This window comes from Chitinophaga sp. (assembly GCF_017745275.1).
Classification (GTDB): Bacteria; Bacteroidota; Bacteroidia; order Chitinophagales; family Chitinophagaceae; genus Chitinophaga.
On sequence record NZ_JAGHZS010000005.1, the window covers coordinates 165,340 to 182,902 of the forward strand.

The 17,563-nt window shown below is 46.9% G+C and carries 14 protein-coding genes; 5 read left to right on the forward strand and 9 right to left on the reverse strand.

From position 1 onward, the window contains the following. Positions 1–116 precede the first annotated feature (116 nt). Positions 117–590 (forward strand): DinB family protein, encoded by a 474-nt coding sequence (locus J7623_RS15750; RefSeq protein WP_291921929.1) that lies wholly within the window; start codon positions 117–119, stop codon positions 588–590. A gap of 6 nt (positions 591–596) precedes the next feature. On the opposite strand, the gene J7623_RS15755 is transcribed toward J7623_RS15750, so the two are convergent. From J7623_RS15755 to J7623_RS15775, 5 genes are all read right to left on the reverse strand, one after another. Then, positions 597–1,583, reverse strand: coding sequence for an L-histidine N(alpha)-methyltransferase (locus J7623_RS15755; protein ID WP_291921932.1), 987 nt, complete (start codon positions 1,581–1,583; stop codon positions 597–599). Positions 1,584–1,670: 87 nt separating this feature from the next. Beyond that, positions 1,671–2,825, reverse strand: a complete 1,155-nt coding sequence (gene egtB, locus J7623_RS15760; RefSeq protein WP_291921935.1) for an ergothioneine biosynthesis protein EgtB — start codon at positions 2,823–2,825, stop codon at positions 1,671–1,673. A gap of 11 nt (positions 2,826–2,836) precedes the next feature. Next, the gene (locus tag J7623_RS15765) at positions 2,837–4,405 is read right to left on the reverse strand and encodes an ABC transporter permease/substrate-binding protein (protein ID WP_291921938.1); all 1,569 of its coding nucleotides are present in this window, start codon (positions 4,403–4,405) and stop codon (positions 2,837–2,839) included. A gap of 9 nt (positions 4,406–4,414) precedes the next feature. Beyond that, positions 4,415–5,356, reverse strand: a complete 942-nt coding sequence (locus J7623_RS15770; RefSeq protein WP_291921941.1) for an ATP-binding cassette domain-containing protein — start codon at positions 5,354–5,356, stop codon at positions 4,415–4,417. A 45-nt stretch (positions 5,357–5,401) separates the two neighbouring features. Then, positions 5,402–6,781, reverse strand: coding sequence for a mercuric reductase (locus tag J7623_RS15775; protein ID WP_291921944.1), 1,380 nt, complete (start codon positions 6,779–6,781; stop codon positions 5,402–5,404). Positions 6,782–6,987: 206 nt separating this feature from the next. Here J7623_RS15775 and dusB point away from each other — a divergent pair, with 206 nt between their 5' ends. Then, the gene (dusB, locus tag J7623_RS15780) at positions 6,988–8,025 is read left to right on the forward strand and encodes a tRNA dihydrouridine synthase DusB (RefSeq protein WP_291921947.1); all 1,038 of its coding nucleotides are present in this window, start codon (positions 6,988–6,990) and stop codon (positions 8,023–8,025) included. 97 nt (positions 8,026–8,122) lie between these two features. After that, positions 8,123–8,716, forward strand: coding sequence for a nuclear transport factor 2 family protein (locus J7623_RS15785; protein WP_291921950.1), 594 nt, complete (start codon positions 8,123–8,125; stop codon positions 8,714–8,716). 65 nt (positions 8,717–8,781) lie between these two features. On the opposite strand, the gene fusA is transcribed toward J7623_RS15785, so the two are convergent. Then, positions 8,782–10,857 carry an elongation factor G gene (gene fusA, locus J7623_RS15790; protein WP_291921953.1) on the reverse strand — a complete coding sequence of 692 codons (2,076 nt, stop codon included), beginning with the start codon at positions 10,855–10,857 and terminating at the stop codon, positions 8,782–8,784. Between the two features lie 629 nt (positions 10,858–11,486). Here fusA and J7623_RS15795 point away from each other — a divergent pair. After that, positions 11,487–12,320: an aldo/keto reductase gene (locus tag J7623_RS15795; RefSeq protein WP_291921955.1), complete on the forward strand. Its 834-nt coding sequence runs from the start codon at positions 11,487–11,489 to the stop codon at positions 12,318–12,320. A 46-nt stretch (positions 12,321–12,366) separates the two neighbouring features. On the opposite strand, the gene J7623_RS15800 is transcribed toward J7623_RS15795, so the two are convergent. Then, complete coding sequence (locus J7623_RS15800; protein ID WP_291921959.1) at positions 12,367–13,482, reverse strand: aminotransferase class V-fold PLP-dependent enzyme; 1,116 nt, start codon at positions 13,480–13,482, stop codon at positions 12,367–12,369. Between the two features lie 140 nt (positions 13,483–13,622). Between J7623_RS15800 and J7623_RS15805 the strand changes: the two genes are divergently transcribed. Continuing rightward, positions 13,623–15,785 (forward strand): glycoside hydrolase family 3 protein, encoded by a 2,163-nt coding sequence (locus J7623_RS15805; protein WP_291921962.1) that lies wholly within the window; start codon positions 13,623–13,625, stop codon positions 15,783–15,785. A 59-nt stretch (positions 15,786–15,844) separates the two neighbouring features. Here J7623_RS15805 and J7623_RS15810 read toward each other — a convergent pair whose 3' ends face one another. Both J7623_RS15810 and J7623_RS15815 read right to left on the reverse strand, forming a co-directional pair. Continuing rightward, on the reverse strand, positions 15,845–17,077 hold the full coding sequence (locus J7623_RS15810; protein ID WP_291921965.1) for a sodium:proton antiporter: 1,233 nt from the start codon (positions 17,075–17,077) through the stop codon (positions 15,845–15,847). A 118-nt stretch (positions 17,078–17,195) separates the two neighbouring features. Then, on the reverse strand, positions 17,196–17,540 hold the full coding sequence (locus J7623_RS15815) for a TfoX/Sxy family protein (RefSeq protein WP_291921968.1): 345 nt from the start codon (positions 17,538–17,540) through the stop codon (positions 17,196–17,198). Positions 17,541–17,563: the final 23 nt, after the last annotated feature.

Here is a 17,563-nt window from a genome sequence, read left to right on the forward strand (position 1 = left end):
CATCTCGTTAGCAACTTTGACCGATATTGATTGTTAAAGCGTTAATTTGTTAACGCATCTCACTTTCAGGAAGCATAATAAAGGCGCCTGATATTATCAAGATCAAAACACATCTTATGAATACGCCTACTTTGGTAAAATCTTTAAAGGACATGTTGCTGAAAGCAAATGCGCACGTCACATTTGCAGATGCGGTGAAATCATTGCCAGCGGAATTAAGAGGAGAAGTACCTCCACGTATGCCCTATAGTATCTGGCAGTTGGTAGAGCATATCCGCATTACGCAGTACGATATCCTTGATTTTTCGAGGAACCCGGAATATAAGGAAATAGAATGGCCAAAGGCTTATTGGCCGGAAGCCGTGGCGCCGGCCAATGATGCGGAGTGGAAGCATAGCATCAGCCAGGTAGAGAAAGATCTCCACGCATTTATCGGGTTGCTGGAAGCGCCGGGGGCGGATATATTTAGCCCGTTTCCCTGGGGAAACGGGCAGCATTTGTTCAGAGAAGCAATTTTATTATTGGATCATACCAGTTATCACACGGGTGAAATTGTAGCCGTACGCCGTATGTTAGGCGCATGGCACTAGCCTGCTTTATATGCATTTCCAGAGACAATCGGCAAACCAGTGTTTCCTGTCGAAAAAGCGGGCCACTGGCTTAAATCCTGCAAAAGCGGCCAGTTGATCTGTTTCTTCCAGGCTGTACTTCTGTGAAATTTCCATGTAAAGCGCTTCATTTTCTGCGAAATTAACGGCGAAGTCGTCACCAATATGCACTACCTGGTCTTCCAGGCTGACCAGGTAACTCTTACAGGCACCGGTTCCGGGGTCGTAAGTCGGGAAGTGATCAAACTTTGTGGTATCAAAATCCGCCTGCAGTTCCCGGTTGATGCGATGCAGCAGGTTGAAATTGAATGCACGGGTAATACCGGTGCTGTCGTTGTATGCATTGAGGATTACCTGCGGATGTTTTTTCAGATCAAAGCCGGTGAGCAACAAATCGCCTGGCTGAAGATACTGCCGTAGCTGCTGGCAGAAATTACTGGCAGCGGTTACGCTGAAGTTGCCGATGTTGGCGCCCATAAACAGCAGTACTTTTTTGCGGGATGTATACCGGTTTGCCTGCTGCAGCATATGGAAGTATTCCCCATGCAGGCCATGGAGCCGCAGCCCCGGTAGTTTTTCGGGGAGCGATGTTTCCAGGTTTTGGATAACGTTGCCGGAAATATCTATGGGGAAATACGTATAGTCTACCCCGTTGTCCAGTAGTTGCCGGAGCAGGTGTACTGATTTGGTGGCATCGCCGGCGCCTAACTCTACAAGGTCGAATTCACCTGCATAGTTTTGCAGTGCAGTAGCTATTTGTGCCGATTGGGTACGGAGGATTTCCATTTCGCAGCCTGTCAGATAATATTCATGGCATTGCATGATCTGCTGGAAGAGGGCATCGCCGGCGGCGTCATAAAAATATTTAGGATCCAGGTACTTCTGCGGTGCGCTGAGCCCCTTTATTACATCATGGTAAAATGTGTCGGTGGCGGGCTTCCGCTTACACGTCAGCATTGTTGGAATTACAGTCATACAAGGGTTTTGATGTTCGAAAGTGAATTTGTCTGATCACAGGAGGCTGTCTCAAAAAATTCTTTTCATTTCATAACGATTGCTCAATCATCTTGCCAATCTGATCCCGGTAAATTGCCATCTTAGCGAAGGATGGAAAAAATTACGGTAAGTAATACGGCTGTGGTTGGGAGAAGTTACCTCTGATCCGCCTCTTAATACCATCTGGCTTACCATAAATTTGCCATTGTATTCGCCGATTGCTCCGGGTGCTTTGGCAAACCCGGGGTAGGGCAGATAAGCACTTTCTGTCCATTCCCAGCGAAGTCCCCAGTTTAGCTGAGGGGCAGCGGCTTCCCATTCAAATTCTGTGGGTAGCCGGGCATTTTTCCAGGCGGCGTAGGCCGCCGCTTCATAATAGCTAACATGGGTTACAGGTGCATCCGGCATTAAGGGCTGCAGCCCCTGCCAGGTGTAATGCATCCATTGACCATCGATACTGTACCAATACATGGGTGTTGTGACCTGGTTATTCTTTACCCAGTCCCATCCCTCTGCATGCCAGTAACGGAAATCCTGGTAGCCGCCAGCCTGGATAAAGTCGAGATACTCGGTATTGGTCACCACGGCATGACTGATGCTGTAATCTGCGAGATATACTTTATGTCGGCCCAGTTCATTATCAAAACAAAATCCATCTCCCGAAAATCCAATATCATATATACCGGCACTCATATTTAACCATGAACCGGGTTGATTGTTCACCGGGATAGTATCTTTCCGTGACGGGTCATAAGCCGGAAATAGGGGATTATGTCCGAGGATGTATTTAATGTCGGTGTATAATAGTTCCTGGTGCTGTTCTTCATGGTTTAGCCCTAATGTAAAGAGCGCCTGTAGTTCCGGTGTCAATGGCGTACTATCCAGGAAAGCCAGCATAGCTTCATCCACATATTTCCGGTAACGCATAATGTCTTCCACTGCAGGGCGGCTGAGATTTCCCCTGTTGGTGCGGATCACCCGCGCGCCTACTGACTCGTAGTAGCTGTTGAACACATAATTGTATTGCGGATCAAATACCGTATATCCTTTAGCGTTAGGCACCAGTATAAATGTTTCGAAGAACCAGGTAGTATGGCCCAGGTGCCATTTGGGCGGACTTACATCTACGATAGGTTGTACAACGTAGTCTTCTGTTTTCAGTGGCGCGCAGATATCTTCTGTTCGCCTGCGCACGGTTTCGTATTCTTTTTGCAAAAGCATATTACAGGTGGTTACTGTTGGTTCACGTAATGGGTAAATGCGGAAATACTACTGATATGTAATTTTTCTGCGTCTGCTCTGCGCATCATCAATGCGTAGGTATTATTAAAGCCGATAGGTTTGAGCCATTTGATGTCATATTGTTTTTTAAACCCGGTACTTACATAGTCGTATACTTTTTGCGGATCGCTGATAATACTGTCTGTTACCTGTTGTGGGGCCTGTAGTATTACCAGTAAGCCGGTACCGGTGTATTCCGGGTACATATCTATCTGGTTATTGGTTAAGGCATCGAACACTATTTTGGTGCCACCCAGCCCTGTTTTGGTGACAGCAGAAAGATCGGTATATCCTTCAATCAGCATTTTGTACATATTGGCAAGGATGTAGCCATCGCCGAATATTTTTGAGCCGATGCGGATGCTGCCTTTGCTGCGGCTACCAGCCGGTTTCCATAATTTTTGCGCTACCAGGAAGTCTTTCGCCACTTTCTCCGGGTTCTCTTTCAGATAGTCGACGTGGTAGTTCAATTCCGTCATAATGCTATCATTAATTGTACCAGACAGCCGGTTGAGTGCCGGTTCCAGTTCCGGGTATTGTTGCAGTGTTTCGTTGCGCACAATAGGTGCCGCGTAGTAAGGAGGAAAGATATGTTTATCATCTTCCAATACCATCAGATCAAAGGCTTTTACACGGCCATCGGTGCTGCTGCCACTGATAACGTCCAGCTTTTTTTCGTAGGCCGCTTTATACATGATCATATCGCTGATGACGAGTGTGGGTATACGTAAACCATATACGGATTTCAGCCCGAGGTAGCCATCTTTCCGGCCCATGAATTCCGGCGTAAAGCCTGCCAGCATTTTGGAATGATAAGTGTTGGGCAGCAGGTAGAAAGAGGATAGCCCCAACAGGATCACTGGCAGGAGATACAGCATTTTACGCGCTTTCCGGACATTGATATTTTGCAATAACGACAGCAGCCAATCGAATAAGATGGCCAGTAAAGCGGCGGGTATTGCCCCTGCCAGCATCATATGGGTATTGTTTAATGCGATGCCGCCGAAAATGAATTCTCCCAGGCCGCCGGCAGCAATATACGCCGCCAGTGTGGCTACGCCAACGTTGATAACGGTGGCGGTACGTATGCCTGCCATGATCACCGGGAGTGCCAGTGGTAATTGTACTTTATAGAGCAGTTGCCGCCTGCTGAGGCCCATGCCGGTAGCCGCTTCTGTTACGCTGGGATCTACGCCGTTAATACCGGTGAAGGTATTGCGTATAATGGGCAGCAGGGCATAGAGGAATAATGCTACAATGGCTGGTTTTGGGCCGATGCCAAGCAATGGAATCATGAATCCCAGCAGGGCGATACTGGGAATGGTTTGCATGACGCCGGCAAATCCCAGCACCCAAACCGACAGTCTTTTTCTGCGGGTAATCAGGATGCCGGCAGGCACGCCGATGGCCACCGCCAGCAATACAGATATAAAAGTAAGACCGGTATGCGTGAGTGTTTGTTCCAGCAGTTTGCCGGATTGTTGTTGTATAAAGTCCAAAAAGGTTTCCGGTGTTTCCATGCAGTTGTATTATTTTTTGCAGGCAGCTATTGCCGCCATTAATCCATTCCCGTCAATTACTTTTTGTTCCTGTTGATATACCACGGTGGCCGGGCTGGAAGTCAGTGTTTCCAGGGCTTCCCAGCAGGTACTTTCGGCCGTGAGGGGCACCGTATTGCTTGTACTGGTATGTGCCGGAAGCCATGTCCAGAGATCTTTTATGGCAAGCGCTTTTAGTTCCAGTTGCAGGCGTTGCGGATTAAGGAAGGAGCGTACAAAATCATTGGCAGGGCGAAACAGCAGGTCTGCCGGCGCGCCGATCTGTTGAATGCGCCCTTCGTTCATGAGGCAAATGCGGGTACCTAGTTCAAAGGCTTCTTCTATATCATGGGTGACCAGTATAATTGTTTTGTTATTGATTTCATCGAGGGCTTTGAATTCTTTTCGTACGCTGATGCGGGTGAGTGGATCGAGTGCACCGAAAGGTTCATCCATCAGCAGCGCAGGCGCATCTGCGGCCAGCGCACGGGCGAGGCCTACACGTTGTTGTTGTCCGCCACTGAGCTGATGCGGATAGAGGTCGGCGTAATCTGCTGCCGGTAAACGGAGTTTGTCCATTAACGTGAAGGTACGTTCATGGATACGTGCTTTATCCCATTTCAGCAGCGTAGGTACGACACCGATATTTTCGCTGACGGTATAATGAGGAAACAAGCCGGTATTTTGCAGTACGTAGCCAATGCTGCGACGAAGTGTTTCCGGAGGTAATTGTCGTACTTCCTTTCCATTTACATAGATGTGACCGCTACCTGGTTCCAGTAGCCGGTTGATCATGCGCAGGGTAGTGGTTTTGCCGCAACCGCTGGTACCTAATAACACCAGCGTTTCTCCCGGTGCTACTTCAAAGGAAATATCATTTACCACTTTTTTTTCCGGGCCGAAGTTTTTCGAGACATGCTCCAGTTTAATCATTTGCTTTATAGGATAATATGGGGAAAAACTTGCTCAATTTGAAGCCTATTTTTCCAGGGTCATAAAGAGGTTGTTCAATGATTCCGCATACAACGGATGCGCAAATACCATTTCACGTAGTTGCGCAGCAGTGATGCCACCCAACATGGCCATTTGTAACAACGACATGATTTCTCCTCCTTCCGCACTAATGACGGCAGCGCCCAGGATCGCATCCGTTTGCGGATGCACCAGGGCTTTCAGAAAGCCTCTTGTTTGCCCGGTTTCGATGGCTCTCGCCACTTTGTCCATAGAGAGATGCGCAATTTTAAAGGGAATGCCTGCTTTCATCGCTTCTTTTTCGGTCATGCCTATACGACCCAGTTGAGGATCGGTAAACATGCAGTAAGGTACCTGTCGTGATTTGGCGGAAAAGGTACCATTTTCAAACAGATTTTTATAAATAATGAGGTGATCATTGTAAGAAATATGTGTGAAGGCAGGACCACCTTTTACATCTCCCAGTGCGTAAATGCCTGCTGCTGTTGTTTCCAGCTGATCATTTACCTGTATATATCCCTTTTCGTCGGTGAGTATTTGTGTGTGTTGTAATTGTAATGCAGCGGTTTGTGGTGTGCGACCGGTAGCTACCAGTATATGCGTGCCGGTGAGTGTTTCCCGGCTGGTACCGGTCACAATATCTACGAGGATATCTTTCCCTTTTTTTGTGACACGTTCGGCCTGTGTGCCGGTATAGATTTGAAGTCCTTCAGATTCCAGCATTTTTTTTATCACGGCTGCCACATCAGGATCTTCCCTGGACACTAATTGCGGCGAGGTTTCAATAACAGTAACGTTACTGCCTAAACGCTGATAGAGTTGTCCCATTTCCAATGCCACATAACTGCCACCCAGTATGATCAGTGAGCGGGGAACTACTACTTCATCGAGGATGGTGGTAGAGGTGAGATAGGGGACATCAGTCAAACCGGGAATAGGTGGTATATGAGGCGTAGTGCCGGTATTGATAAAAATATGATCTGCAGTGAGGAGGGTTGTTTCGTTGTTATCCATGGTTACTTTCACTGTTTTGTTATCTGTGAAAGCAGCGGTGCCATGGAACCAGGCAACGTCTTTAGTGTGTAATCCTTTGACGGTGGAGTCCCTGAATTCTTCCACTATATTATTTTTCCTGGCTACGATAAATGGAAGATCTACCATGCAGCCATGGCTGTGTATTCCCCATAGCTTGCTGTGAAAAACAGTATGAGCAACCTTTGCGCAGGCAATCATGGCTTTGGTGGGGGTACAGCCATCGTTGATACAGGTGCCGCCGGCGTAACGTTGTTCCACCATGGCTGTTTTCCAGCCTTTTGCTGCCATTTTTTTGGCCAGCGGGTTGCCACCCTGACCAGATCCAATGACAATTGCATCAAATTTTTGCATATGGAGTATTTTAAGGAGCGGGGCCAAAGATTATACCAATGGAATGTAGCGATTTTTTGGGAGCTTTTAGCCGTTAGCTTTTAGCAAAATGCAGCGGAGGATATATTATATGTTTATTTCCACTACATTTTGCTAAAAGCTAAAAGCTAACGGCTAAAAGCTATATAATGCTTATCTTTGCGGCCTGCTGTGAAAAATTATAGATTTTGGTAAAGATTGACAACATAACGCTACCTGATTTTCCTTTGCTGCTGGCTCCTATGGAGGATGTCAGTGATCCCCCGTTCCGGGCGGTGTGTAAGGATGCCGGTGCTGACCTGATGTATACTGAATTTATTTCCAGTGAGGGATTGATCCGTGATGCCATCAAGTGCAGGAGAAAGCTGGATATTTTCGAATATGAGCGTCCGGTAGGCATACAGATCTTTGGCGGAGATGAGGACAGTTTGGCGATGGCTGCTAAAATCGTGGACGTCACTAATCCGGACCTGCTGGATATCAACTTTGGTTGTCCGGTGAAGAAGGTGGCTGGAAGAGGTGCAGGTGCGGGTGTGTTGAAAGACCTGGACCTGATGGTGCGTTTGACCGCCGCCTGTGTAAAGGCCACTAAGCTGCCGGTAACGGTAAAAACGCGACTGGGCTGGGATGAGGATTCCAAAAATATTGAAGAAGTAGCAGAACGTTTACAGGATGTGGGCATCAAAGCCCTGGCCATTCATGGCCGTACCCGCTGCCAGATGTACAAGGGACAGGCAGACTGGGACCTGATCGGAAAAGTAAAGAATAATCCCCGTATACATATTCCCATTTTTGGTAATGGCGATATCAACAGTCCGCAGAAAGCCCTGGAATATAAGAACCGTTATGGCGTTGACGGCATTATGATTGGCCGCGCTGTTATCGGTTATCCATGGCTGTTCCGTGAAATCAAGCACTATGTAAATACCGGTGAATTGATGGCGGGGCCCACCCTGGAAGAACGTATTGCCGTGAGTAAAAAACACCTGCGCTTATCCGTAGAATGGAAAGGACCGGTGCAGGGCATTAATGAAATGCGTGGTTGCTACGCGAATTACCTGAAAGGGTTACCCGATATCAAACAATTCAGGAGCCGCCTGGTGACCCTGAAAACCGTAGAAGAAGTAGAAGTGGTGCTGGATGAAATAGAAGCCTATTACAAAGGCATTGAACTGGCCCATACGCCTATTGAACTCATTGACTACCATCAGAATTGTCCTTTATAAATGGGTATCTCCCATTTGATATTTTTATAGGGAGAAAATTTTATGATATAACAAAACTTATTATGCGTTTGTTTTGTTATATCATAAAACGCACCTGATGTTCAGACATTCCCTTATAGCCATCGCGCTGGTTTGTAGCTTAACAAGCCTCTTTTCCTGTGATTCATCTCCCAAAGAAAAACCTGTTGCTGCTGATTCTGCTGCATTATCAAATGCCAGTGAGAATAGTGGGTTTTCGTTTAAAGAGGAACAGCAAATTGAAAAAGTAATACTGGGATTTTGTGAGCATTTTGATAATGGTCACCTGGATAAGTGTGTGGCGTTTATGGACGATAATATCCGGGGAGAAATAGATGGGGTGAAGTTTCGGGGAAAGAAGAACTGGACCGCTAAAATAGATTCGTTATTAATGGGTACTAAAAATAGTCATTTTCAGCCCCGGCATATGATTACGAATATGCAATTTTTCCCGGGAGAGAATGACACCGTCAAAGTAAGCATGTATAGTTCCTGTTTATGGACTGATTTGACCACTGGACAAATACAGCTGATGCAGGTAGGTTATTATAAAGGTAAGGTAGTACGGAAAGAAGGAAAGTGGTTTATCGCCGTATTGAATTCGCTGCCAGATAGCCGGCTGGTAAAAGCGTTTTATCATGATGTGGCGGGAGAAGAGGCACCTGCCAAATAAATAGTGCATGGTTTTTCGCAATAAAAAGAAAAGGTGAGGGATGGATTCCTTCACCTTTTTCTTTTTTATTTCACCAGTAATCCGTTGCTGATATTTTCTGGGACGGTTTGGTAACCCTCAAACGTCAGCGAGGCAGATGCCCTGCCGGAAGAGAGTGTACGCAGCACCGTTATATACCCGAATAATTCAGATAGCGGTACCAGGGCGTTGATGGTTTGCAGTTGTGCCTGCATGTCGATGTGTTTGATCACACCGCGGCGCCTGTTCAGATCACCGGTAATAGCACCGGTATATTCTTCCGGCATGCTTACTTCCACGTTCATCCAGGGTTCCAGCAGGCGGGGTGCCGCCTGGGTGGCAATCTTTTTGAACCCGATGATAGCAGCCGTTTCAAAGTCCAGCGCATGCGAGTCGGTGTCATGGATTTTTCCATCGAGTAACCTGACGCGCATTGATTTCACCGGGTAGCCTGCCAGGGCGCCATTCAGCATGGCCGATTCAAATCCTTTGCTGATAGCAGGAATGAATTCTTTGGGTATAGCACCACCTTTGATTTCGTTGATGAATTCCAGTCCGGGGGTATCATCTTCTTTTGGCGACAGCTCAAAGGATATTTCCGCAAAATTACCGGAGCCACCGTTTTGTTTTTTATACACTTCGCGGTGGGTAACCGTTTTTGTGAATATTTCCTTATACGCAATCTGTGGTTTGCCCTTATTGACTTCCAGGTGGTATTGCGACGCCAGCTTTTCCAGCACCACTTCCAGGTGGAGTTCGCCCATTCCTTTCAAAATCGTTTGCCCGGTGGCGTTATCTACAGCCACGCTGAGTGTAGGATCTTCATCCAGCAGGCGTGCCAGGGCTTCGCCGAGTTTGTCATTGTCTTTGGCTAGTTTGGCTTCAATCGCATATCCAATCATCGGTTCGGGGAAGCTGATTTGCTCCAGTAATACCGGGTGATCAGGATGCGACAGGGAGTCGCCGGTTTTCACTTCTTTCAAACCTACTACTGCGCCAATGTCGCCGGTGCTGATTTCCTCCACGCTTTCAAATTTATCGGACATGATGCGCATTAGGCGGCTGATCCTGACTTTGCGCCCGGTGCGACTGTTCCATAGCGTATCTCCGCTGCGCAGGGTGCCGGCATACACACGGACTAACGTTAACTTGCCTACGTAATCATCGGTGATGATTTTGAATGCCAGGGCAGCCAGTGGAGATGTTTCACTAACGGGTATCTGCACGGGCTCGTCTGTTTCCGGGTTGACCGCTTTAATGCTGGCAATATCCGAAGGTGCGGGCAGGTACAGCGCTACTGCATCCAGCAACGGTTGTATGCCTTTATTTTTATAGGCAGCACCGGCCAGTACAGGCACCGCTTCCATGCGGAGCGTGGCGCCGCGAAGGGCGGAGTAAAGATCGGCCGTCGTGATGCTTTCCGGCGCGGTGGTATATTTATTCAACAGCGCCTCATCCAGCAGGGACAATTCCTCCAGCAGCTCCTGCCTGGCTTCTTCCGCAGCAGCGAGTAGTTCGCGTGGTATATCTACCGTATTATATGTTTTACCATCGGCAGTATCCCATATGATGGCTTTCATGGTAATGAGATCAATGACACCGGCAAAATCGTCTTCGGCTCCAATGGGTATTTGCACAGGCAGTGCATTAGCGTTTAGCCGTTCCCGTATTTCATTGACTACCCTCCGGAAGTCGGCACCCTGCCGGTCCATTTTGTTGATGAACGCAATGCGGGGAATGTTATAGTGATTGGCCTGATGCCATACGGTTTCCGATTGCGGCTGCACGCCGGAGCGGGCGCAGAATACAGCGATGGCGCTATCCAGCACGCGCAACGAACGTTCTACTTCCGCGGTGAAATCCACGTGGCCCGGAGTATCAATAATATTGATCTGCCAGGTATTGTCCTGGTGTTGCCAGTAAGTAGTGATCGCAGCAGATGAAATAGTGATACCTCTTTTTTCTTCCTGTGGATCGCTGTCCATAACGGTATTGCCTTCGTCTACATTACCCAGTTTATGCGTAAAGCCGGTGAAGTAAAGCATGCGTTCTGTGAGCGTTGTTTTACCTGCGTCGACATGTGCCATGATACCTATATTTCTAAAATCTGCTAAGCGTTTCATATATTTTGCTGTTTAAAAAGGGAATTAAAAAAGCCTCTCATCGGGTAATGAGAGGCTTTTGCAAACATGCAACAGGAGGCCCTGCATTACCGGTAAAACCGTGTAACTAACAATGCTTTAATAATAAATTTCCTGTTGGTGTTGCTCATTACTGATAATTAATTTGTTTGGAAAATTGGGGTGGTAGGGGAAGCAAATAAAAAGGCCTCTTCGGATGAAGAGGCCCCATGAAATGATTTCAGGAGTTATATATTAACCTCTCATATCCGGGATGGATCTGCCTCCCCGTCTTGAATTAAGACAATACAAGTACTTGCAATTACTGCTCTGATAACAGTAGCTGTGTGCCTGGTTGCCTGATATGTGAGTTTGTTTTTCATCATTTTTAAATTGCTTCGCAAAGATACTTTAATTATATAAAAAAAACAATTCGTAAAGGATGGTAAAAAGAGCGGGGAGATATGATCTCCTCATTTTTCACATCTTTTTACAAAAAAATCCTACCTATTTACCAACAAAGCCCGGAAGAAGGGATGTACTTTTGTGTTTTACCATTTACGGGTGAACGGAAACCCGAAGTCTGGTGTTATTGTATCGGACTCATTTTTAATCATCATAAAACTTCCCAGATGAATATTACAGACCTCAAGGGCACTGTATCTCTCGCTAATGGCGTACAGATGCCTTACTTTGGATTAGGTGTTTTCAAAACAAAAGATGGACAGGAAGTAATCGATTCCGTTACTTATGCGCTGGATGCAGGTTATCGTCATATTGATACTGCTGCTATTTATGGTAATGAAGAAGGAGTAGGGATCGCGATAGAAAAAAATGCGACCGACCGGAAAGATATTTTCCTGACCACTAAAGTATGGAATGCTGACCAGGGATATGACAGCACATTAAAGGCATTTGATTCCTCGCTGGCTAAATTGAAAACAGATTACCTGGACCTCTACCTGGTACACTGGCCGGTGAAAGGAAAGTACAAAGAAACCTGGCGTGCGCTGGAACAGTTGTATGCAGATGGCCGCGTGAAAGCAATTGGTGTCAGCAACTTCCTGCAGCATCAGCTGGAAGACTTATTCCAGACCGCTAAAGTAATACCTATGGTTGACCAGCTGGAGTTTCATCCTTACCTGGTACAGCAGCCATTGCTGGACTTCTGCCAGCAGCACAAAATACAATATGAAGCCTGGAGTCCTTTGATGCAGGGTAAAGCCTTTGAAGTGCCGCTGCTGAAAGAACTGGCGGCTAAGTATAAAGTGTCTGTTGCTCAGTTGGTGCTGCGCTGGGACCTGCAGAAAGGGGTGGTGACCATTCCTAAAAGTATCCGCAGGGAACGCGTGATTTCCAATGCCGATATTTTCCATTTCAATATCAGTGAAGAAGATGTACAACGTATTTCCGCATTAGATCGTGGAGAGCGTGTAGGGCCGGATCCGGCTAATTTTAATTTTTAATAGGGATAGTTCCAGGCTGATTGTCGAGCCTGGAACTACCTTCTTCTCAGGAAATAGCCGTAAAAAGCCGATCAATATCTTCCTTATTATTATAGAAATTAAGCGCTACTGTTAACCGGTTATTTTTATATCTCGCCATGATATTGGCTTGTTCCGCCTTGGCATATTGTTCCGGTGTAATCTCCAGTAATTGAATAGCAGAGCGGTTTTCCGGTGCATAATCCGAAAGCCACCTGGTGTGATGCGCTTTGGCTTGCTGCCCCAGGTAATTCACCAGCTCCTGTATATAAACGGATATATCGGTAATGCCTATACGTTGTAAATATTGTAAGGCATATCCCAATAACAAAATGTTGAGGAAAGGCAGGGTCCCCGTTTCAAATACCAGCGCATTTTTCTTTGGTGTAAACTTCGTGTAGTCTTGTACGAGCGCAAAGTCTGGTTGCTCATAATTCACGCTGTACCAGCTTAAAGCGGCAGGCGGGTATTTTTCAATCAGCTGTTTGGATACATACATGGCGCCGCTGCCATAGCCTGAGGTGACCCACTTATAGCCATGGAAGATCAGTACATCAATGTTACATTCCTGTACATCTATTTCATTTACTCCAAAGGATTGCGTGGCATCCACGATATGAATGAGCTGATGTTTTTTACATAACTCACCAATTTCTTTCAACTGCTGGCGGAAACCTGTTCTGAACATCACATGGCTGGTGATCAGTATTTTGGTAGCGGGTGTAATTTTTTGTGAGATGGCTTCCAGCGAAATGTTACCGTGATCATCGCTATTGACCAGGTGCACCGGATGGCCGTGGTGCAGCCATCCTACGAAGCTGGTGGGAAAATCATCCCGCATGCTGATGATTTCGTAGTGTTTGGGAAACATGCCCTGGAGTAAAGTCATGGCATGTGCGGTATTGGTAACGAAGGCTATATCATCTGCGGCGGCACCAATCATGTTGGCAATCAATTGTCGTATGGCAGTCACCTGGTTATCCCAGCCCGGCATCACCATACGGCCTTTTTCGCTCAATTCCGTGAGCAGGGTATGGGCATATTGTGCAAGGGGAGTGCTTACCGGGCCACCGCCATTGGTAAAGAGGTATGTGCTTTTATTGGTTACCGGGTAGTCAGCTCTGATTGTTTCCCATTTGTTCATATCATTATACTATTTTATTAATTCCTGTACTATATTAAGCAAATTAAATCACTGAGCCGCCCCGGCGGAATGTTTATCTTTTTTATGTGATAACTTGCAGGGAGGTTGGTTATATTTCATTTATCATTTAAGGTTTTAGCATGAAGAGAAAACAGCTTTTCATTTTTTGTTCAATTGTATTTCTGACAGTCATTCAGGCGGTGGCCCAGCAGCAGCCTGTTTTCAGGAATGCTGCCGCTCCGGTGAATGAACGGGTTAATGACCTGTTACATACGCTGACGCTGGCAGAAAAGATTTCACTGCTGGGATATAATAGTCCGGCTATACCGCGACTGCAGCTGCCGGCCTATAACTGGTGGAACGAAGCGTTGCATGGCATTGCCAGGGGTGGAGAAGCCACGGTATACCCGCAGGCAATAGGCCTTTCGGCCACGTTTAATGCGGCACTGGCGCGGGAAGTAGCCAATACTATTTCCACGGAGGCCCGTGCCAAATATAACCTGGCGGTACAGCAGCACCGGCATGTGCAATATATGGGGCTGAACTTCTGGACTCCCAATATCAATATTTTCCGGGATCCCCGTTGGGGCCGCGGACAGGAAACTTATGGAGAAGATCCATTCCTGACGGCTACTATGGCCGGCGCTTTTGTGAAAGGCTTGCAGGGAGAGGTGCCCGGCGCATTGAAAACCGCCGCCTGCGCCAAGCATTTCGCGGTGCACAGCGGACCAGAGGCCGGTCGTCATAGTTTTAATGCGATCATAGATGAGAAAGATCTGAGAGAAACCTACCTCTATGCTTTTAAGAAGTTGGTAGATGGGAAGGTAGCCTCTATTATGTGTGCCTACAACCGGGTCAACAGTGAACCCTGTTGTACAGGTAATACCCTGTTGCAGGATATTCTGCGGCATGAGTGGAAATTTGGCGGGCAGGTAGTAACGGATTGCTGGGCGCTGGATGACATCTGGTTAAGGCATAAAGCCATTCCTACCCGGGAAGAGGTAGCCGCAGCGGCCATCAAAGCAGGCGTAAATCTCGATTGCGCCAATATTTTACAGGATGATGTTATGAACGCCATAAAAAACGGCCGGCTTACGCAGGCAGACGTAGACAGCGCCCTCAGCGCCAGTTTGCGTACGCAGTTGCAGTTGGGTTTGTACAATGCTCCGGCGGAGAGTCCTTACAGCCGCTATGGTATTGATAGTGTAAATAATGCCTATCATGCCGGCCTGGCACGGGAGGCCGCCCGTGAGAGCATGGTATTGCTTAAAAATAATGGCGTATTGCCTTTGCAGCGCGATAAATATGCTTCTATGCTGGTAGCGGGTTCCAACTCCGCCTCCCTGGAGGCGCTGATGGGCAACTACCATGGTGTATCCAGCGATATGGTAACCTTTGCAGCTGGTTTGGCTAAAGCTGCCGGCCCGGGTATGGCGATGCAGTATGACCAGGGATGTGATTTTACAGACACGCTGCATTTCGGCGGTATCTGGGCATCTGAAAATTGTGATGTTACAGTGGCGGTGATTGGCTTAACGCCCTTACTGGAAGGAGAGGAGGGCGATGCCTTTTTATCTGCCTCCGGTGGCGATAAAAATACGCTCAGTCTTCCCCGTTCTCAGATCCTCTTTATGAAAAAGCTGCGTGCAGCGCATAAGAAGCCTATTATTGCGGTGATCACTTCCGGAAGTGCAGTAGATGTATCGGCTATTGCACCGTATGCAGATGCCGTTATTTTAGCCTGGTATCCGGGTGAGCAGGGCGGAAACGCCCTGGCGGACATCATCTTCGGAAAATATTCGCCCGCAGGGCGACTGCCGGTTACCTTTTACCATTCCCTGAACGACCTGCCGGACTACCAGGATTATAGCATGAAAAACCGTACCTACCGCTATTTTAAAGGCAATGTGGATTATCCGTTTGGCTACGGTCTTAGCTATACGAAATTTGACTATGCCTGGGAATCAGCGCTGGCAAAGCAGTATCGCAACCAGGACACGATTCGTGTAACCGTAGCTGTTAAAAACACCGGTGCTTGTGACGGCGATGAAGTGGTGCAGGCATATATCACTTATCCGAATATGGAACGTATGCCGGTAAAGGAACTGAAGGCTTTTAAACGGGTACACGTAAAACAGGGAGGACAGGAAGTGGTACAGTTGGAAATACCGGTAGCAGAGCTGCAGAAATGGGATTTAGCCCAACATACCTGGAAGATATATAAAGGAACTTACCAGCTTAATATAGGCAAAAGTTCAGCAGATTTTGTGCTGACACGTACTTTTAACCTGACAGGGAACTAAATGATGTTTGTAAAAAGGTAGTCCTACCGGCTATACGCCGGTAGGACTACCTTTTTTATTTATACCATGCGGTCCACTACTTTTTTCAGGGTAAGCCCCTGTATGATGATAGAGAATAATACCACAAAGTAGCTGGCAGACAGGATGATTTCTTTATAGGGAGACTCAGGTAACGACAATGCCAATGCTACCGAAATACCGCCTCTTAACCCCGCCCATACCAGGATGGAGATACTTTTATAGTTGATGTCGAGCGTACGTTTTAATAGTATAGCCGGCACCGTGATACTCAGCGCCCGGGCAATCAATACAAATAACGCCGCCAGCAGCCCGGTGAACCAGTAGTTTTTTAAGAATGGCATAATTACAATCTGGAGACCTATCATCACAAACAGGATGGTGTTCAATAGTTCATCTATCAGGCTCCATACGTTATGAAAATAGTGTTGCATATTTTCAGATTGTTTGGTACCAAGGGAAGTATTTCCCAGTATCAATCCGGCTGATACGGCCGCCAGAGGAATGGATACGTGTAACATGGCGCCCAGCACGGAAATAACCATCACCATGGATAAAGATACCATTACGATGATCTGGAAGTCATCCACCCGCTTCATGGTGCGGTAGGCAACAATAGCGGAAACCACGCCCAGTGCAATTCCACCGAATACTTCCTGTGAAAAAAGTGCAGCGGCATGTGCCAGTGATACGTGGGTATCAGCTTGTCCGGCTACTTCTTTAAGGATAACAAATAAGAGGATGCCGGTACCATCGTTCAGTAAAGATTCGCCGCCAATAATGGTTTCCAGCGCAGGAGGGACCTTCGATTTTTTCAGGATAGAGAGCACTGCTACCGGGTCGGTTGGCGAAATCAAGGCGCCAAAGAGGAGGCAATATACCAGTGGTATATCAATGCGCATCAGCATTGTGGCCCAATATAGCAGGAATCCAAATATAAAGGTAGATCCGATTACGCCCACGGTACTGAGTACCAATACGGGATAACGTTGTTCTTTTAGTTTGTTGAAATCGAAATGCAGGGCGCTGGCAAAGAGCAGGAAACCTAACATTATATCCAGCAGCGTGCCGGTGAAATCGATGCCGTTGGTAAGATCTTTAATAAAGGTAAATGCATCCGGAAATATTTTACCGGTTAAAGAAATGAGTAAGGATAATATGAGTGAAACCACGATCACGCCTATGGTTCCGGGCAATTTAATGAAACGGTTGTTAATGTAGGAAATTAACGCGCTAATGGTAACTAAAGCCGTTATGAGTGTAAAAGTGTTCATAAGCAAATCGAATAATGCCAGTTAAAAAATCAGGTTCCTAATGATGCTACAATTTTTCCGGGGGGCTTTAAAGATAGAAAAAAATGTGGCAAATGATTATGTGACTGGGCAGTTCGACTTACTTTTTCTTCGAAGACTTCGCATCCGGGTTAAAATTTAATGCCATTTTAATCCAGGGTTGCAATTGTTTTTTGGTGTTGATGGCTTCTTCGGGGATCCGGATATATCCTTTCATGATTCTGCCGCCCATGGTCATTTGTTCGGCGCCGGGAGTATCTGCGAGTACGCCTTCTACTTTGGCAGGATCTATCCTGATCAGGATGGTGTCTTCGCGGGTGCATACACACATTTTTTCATTTACCATGAAACAGAGTCCGCCAAACATTTTCTTTTCTTCTATGTTGTTGGTAGCTGCGGCAAGGAGTTCACGAATACGGTCCGCCAGTTTTTCATCGTAGGACATGTGTATAGTTTTTTGGAGATATT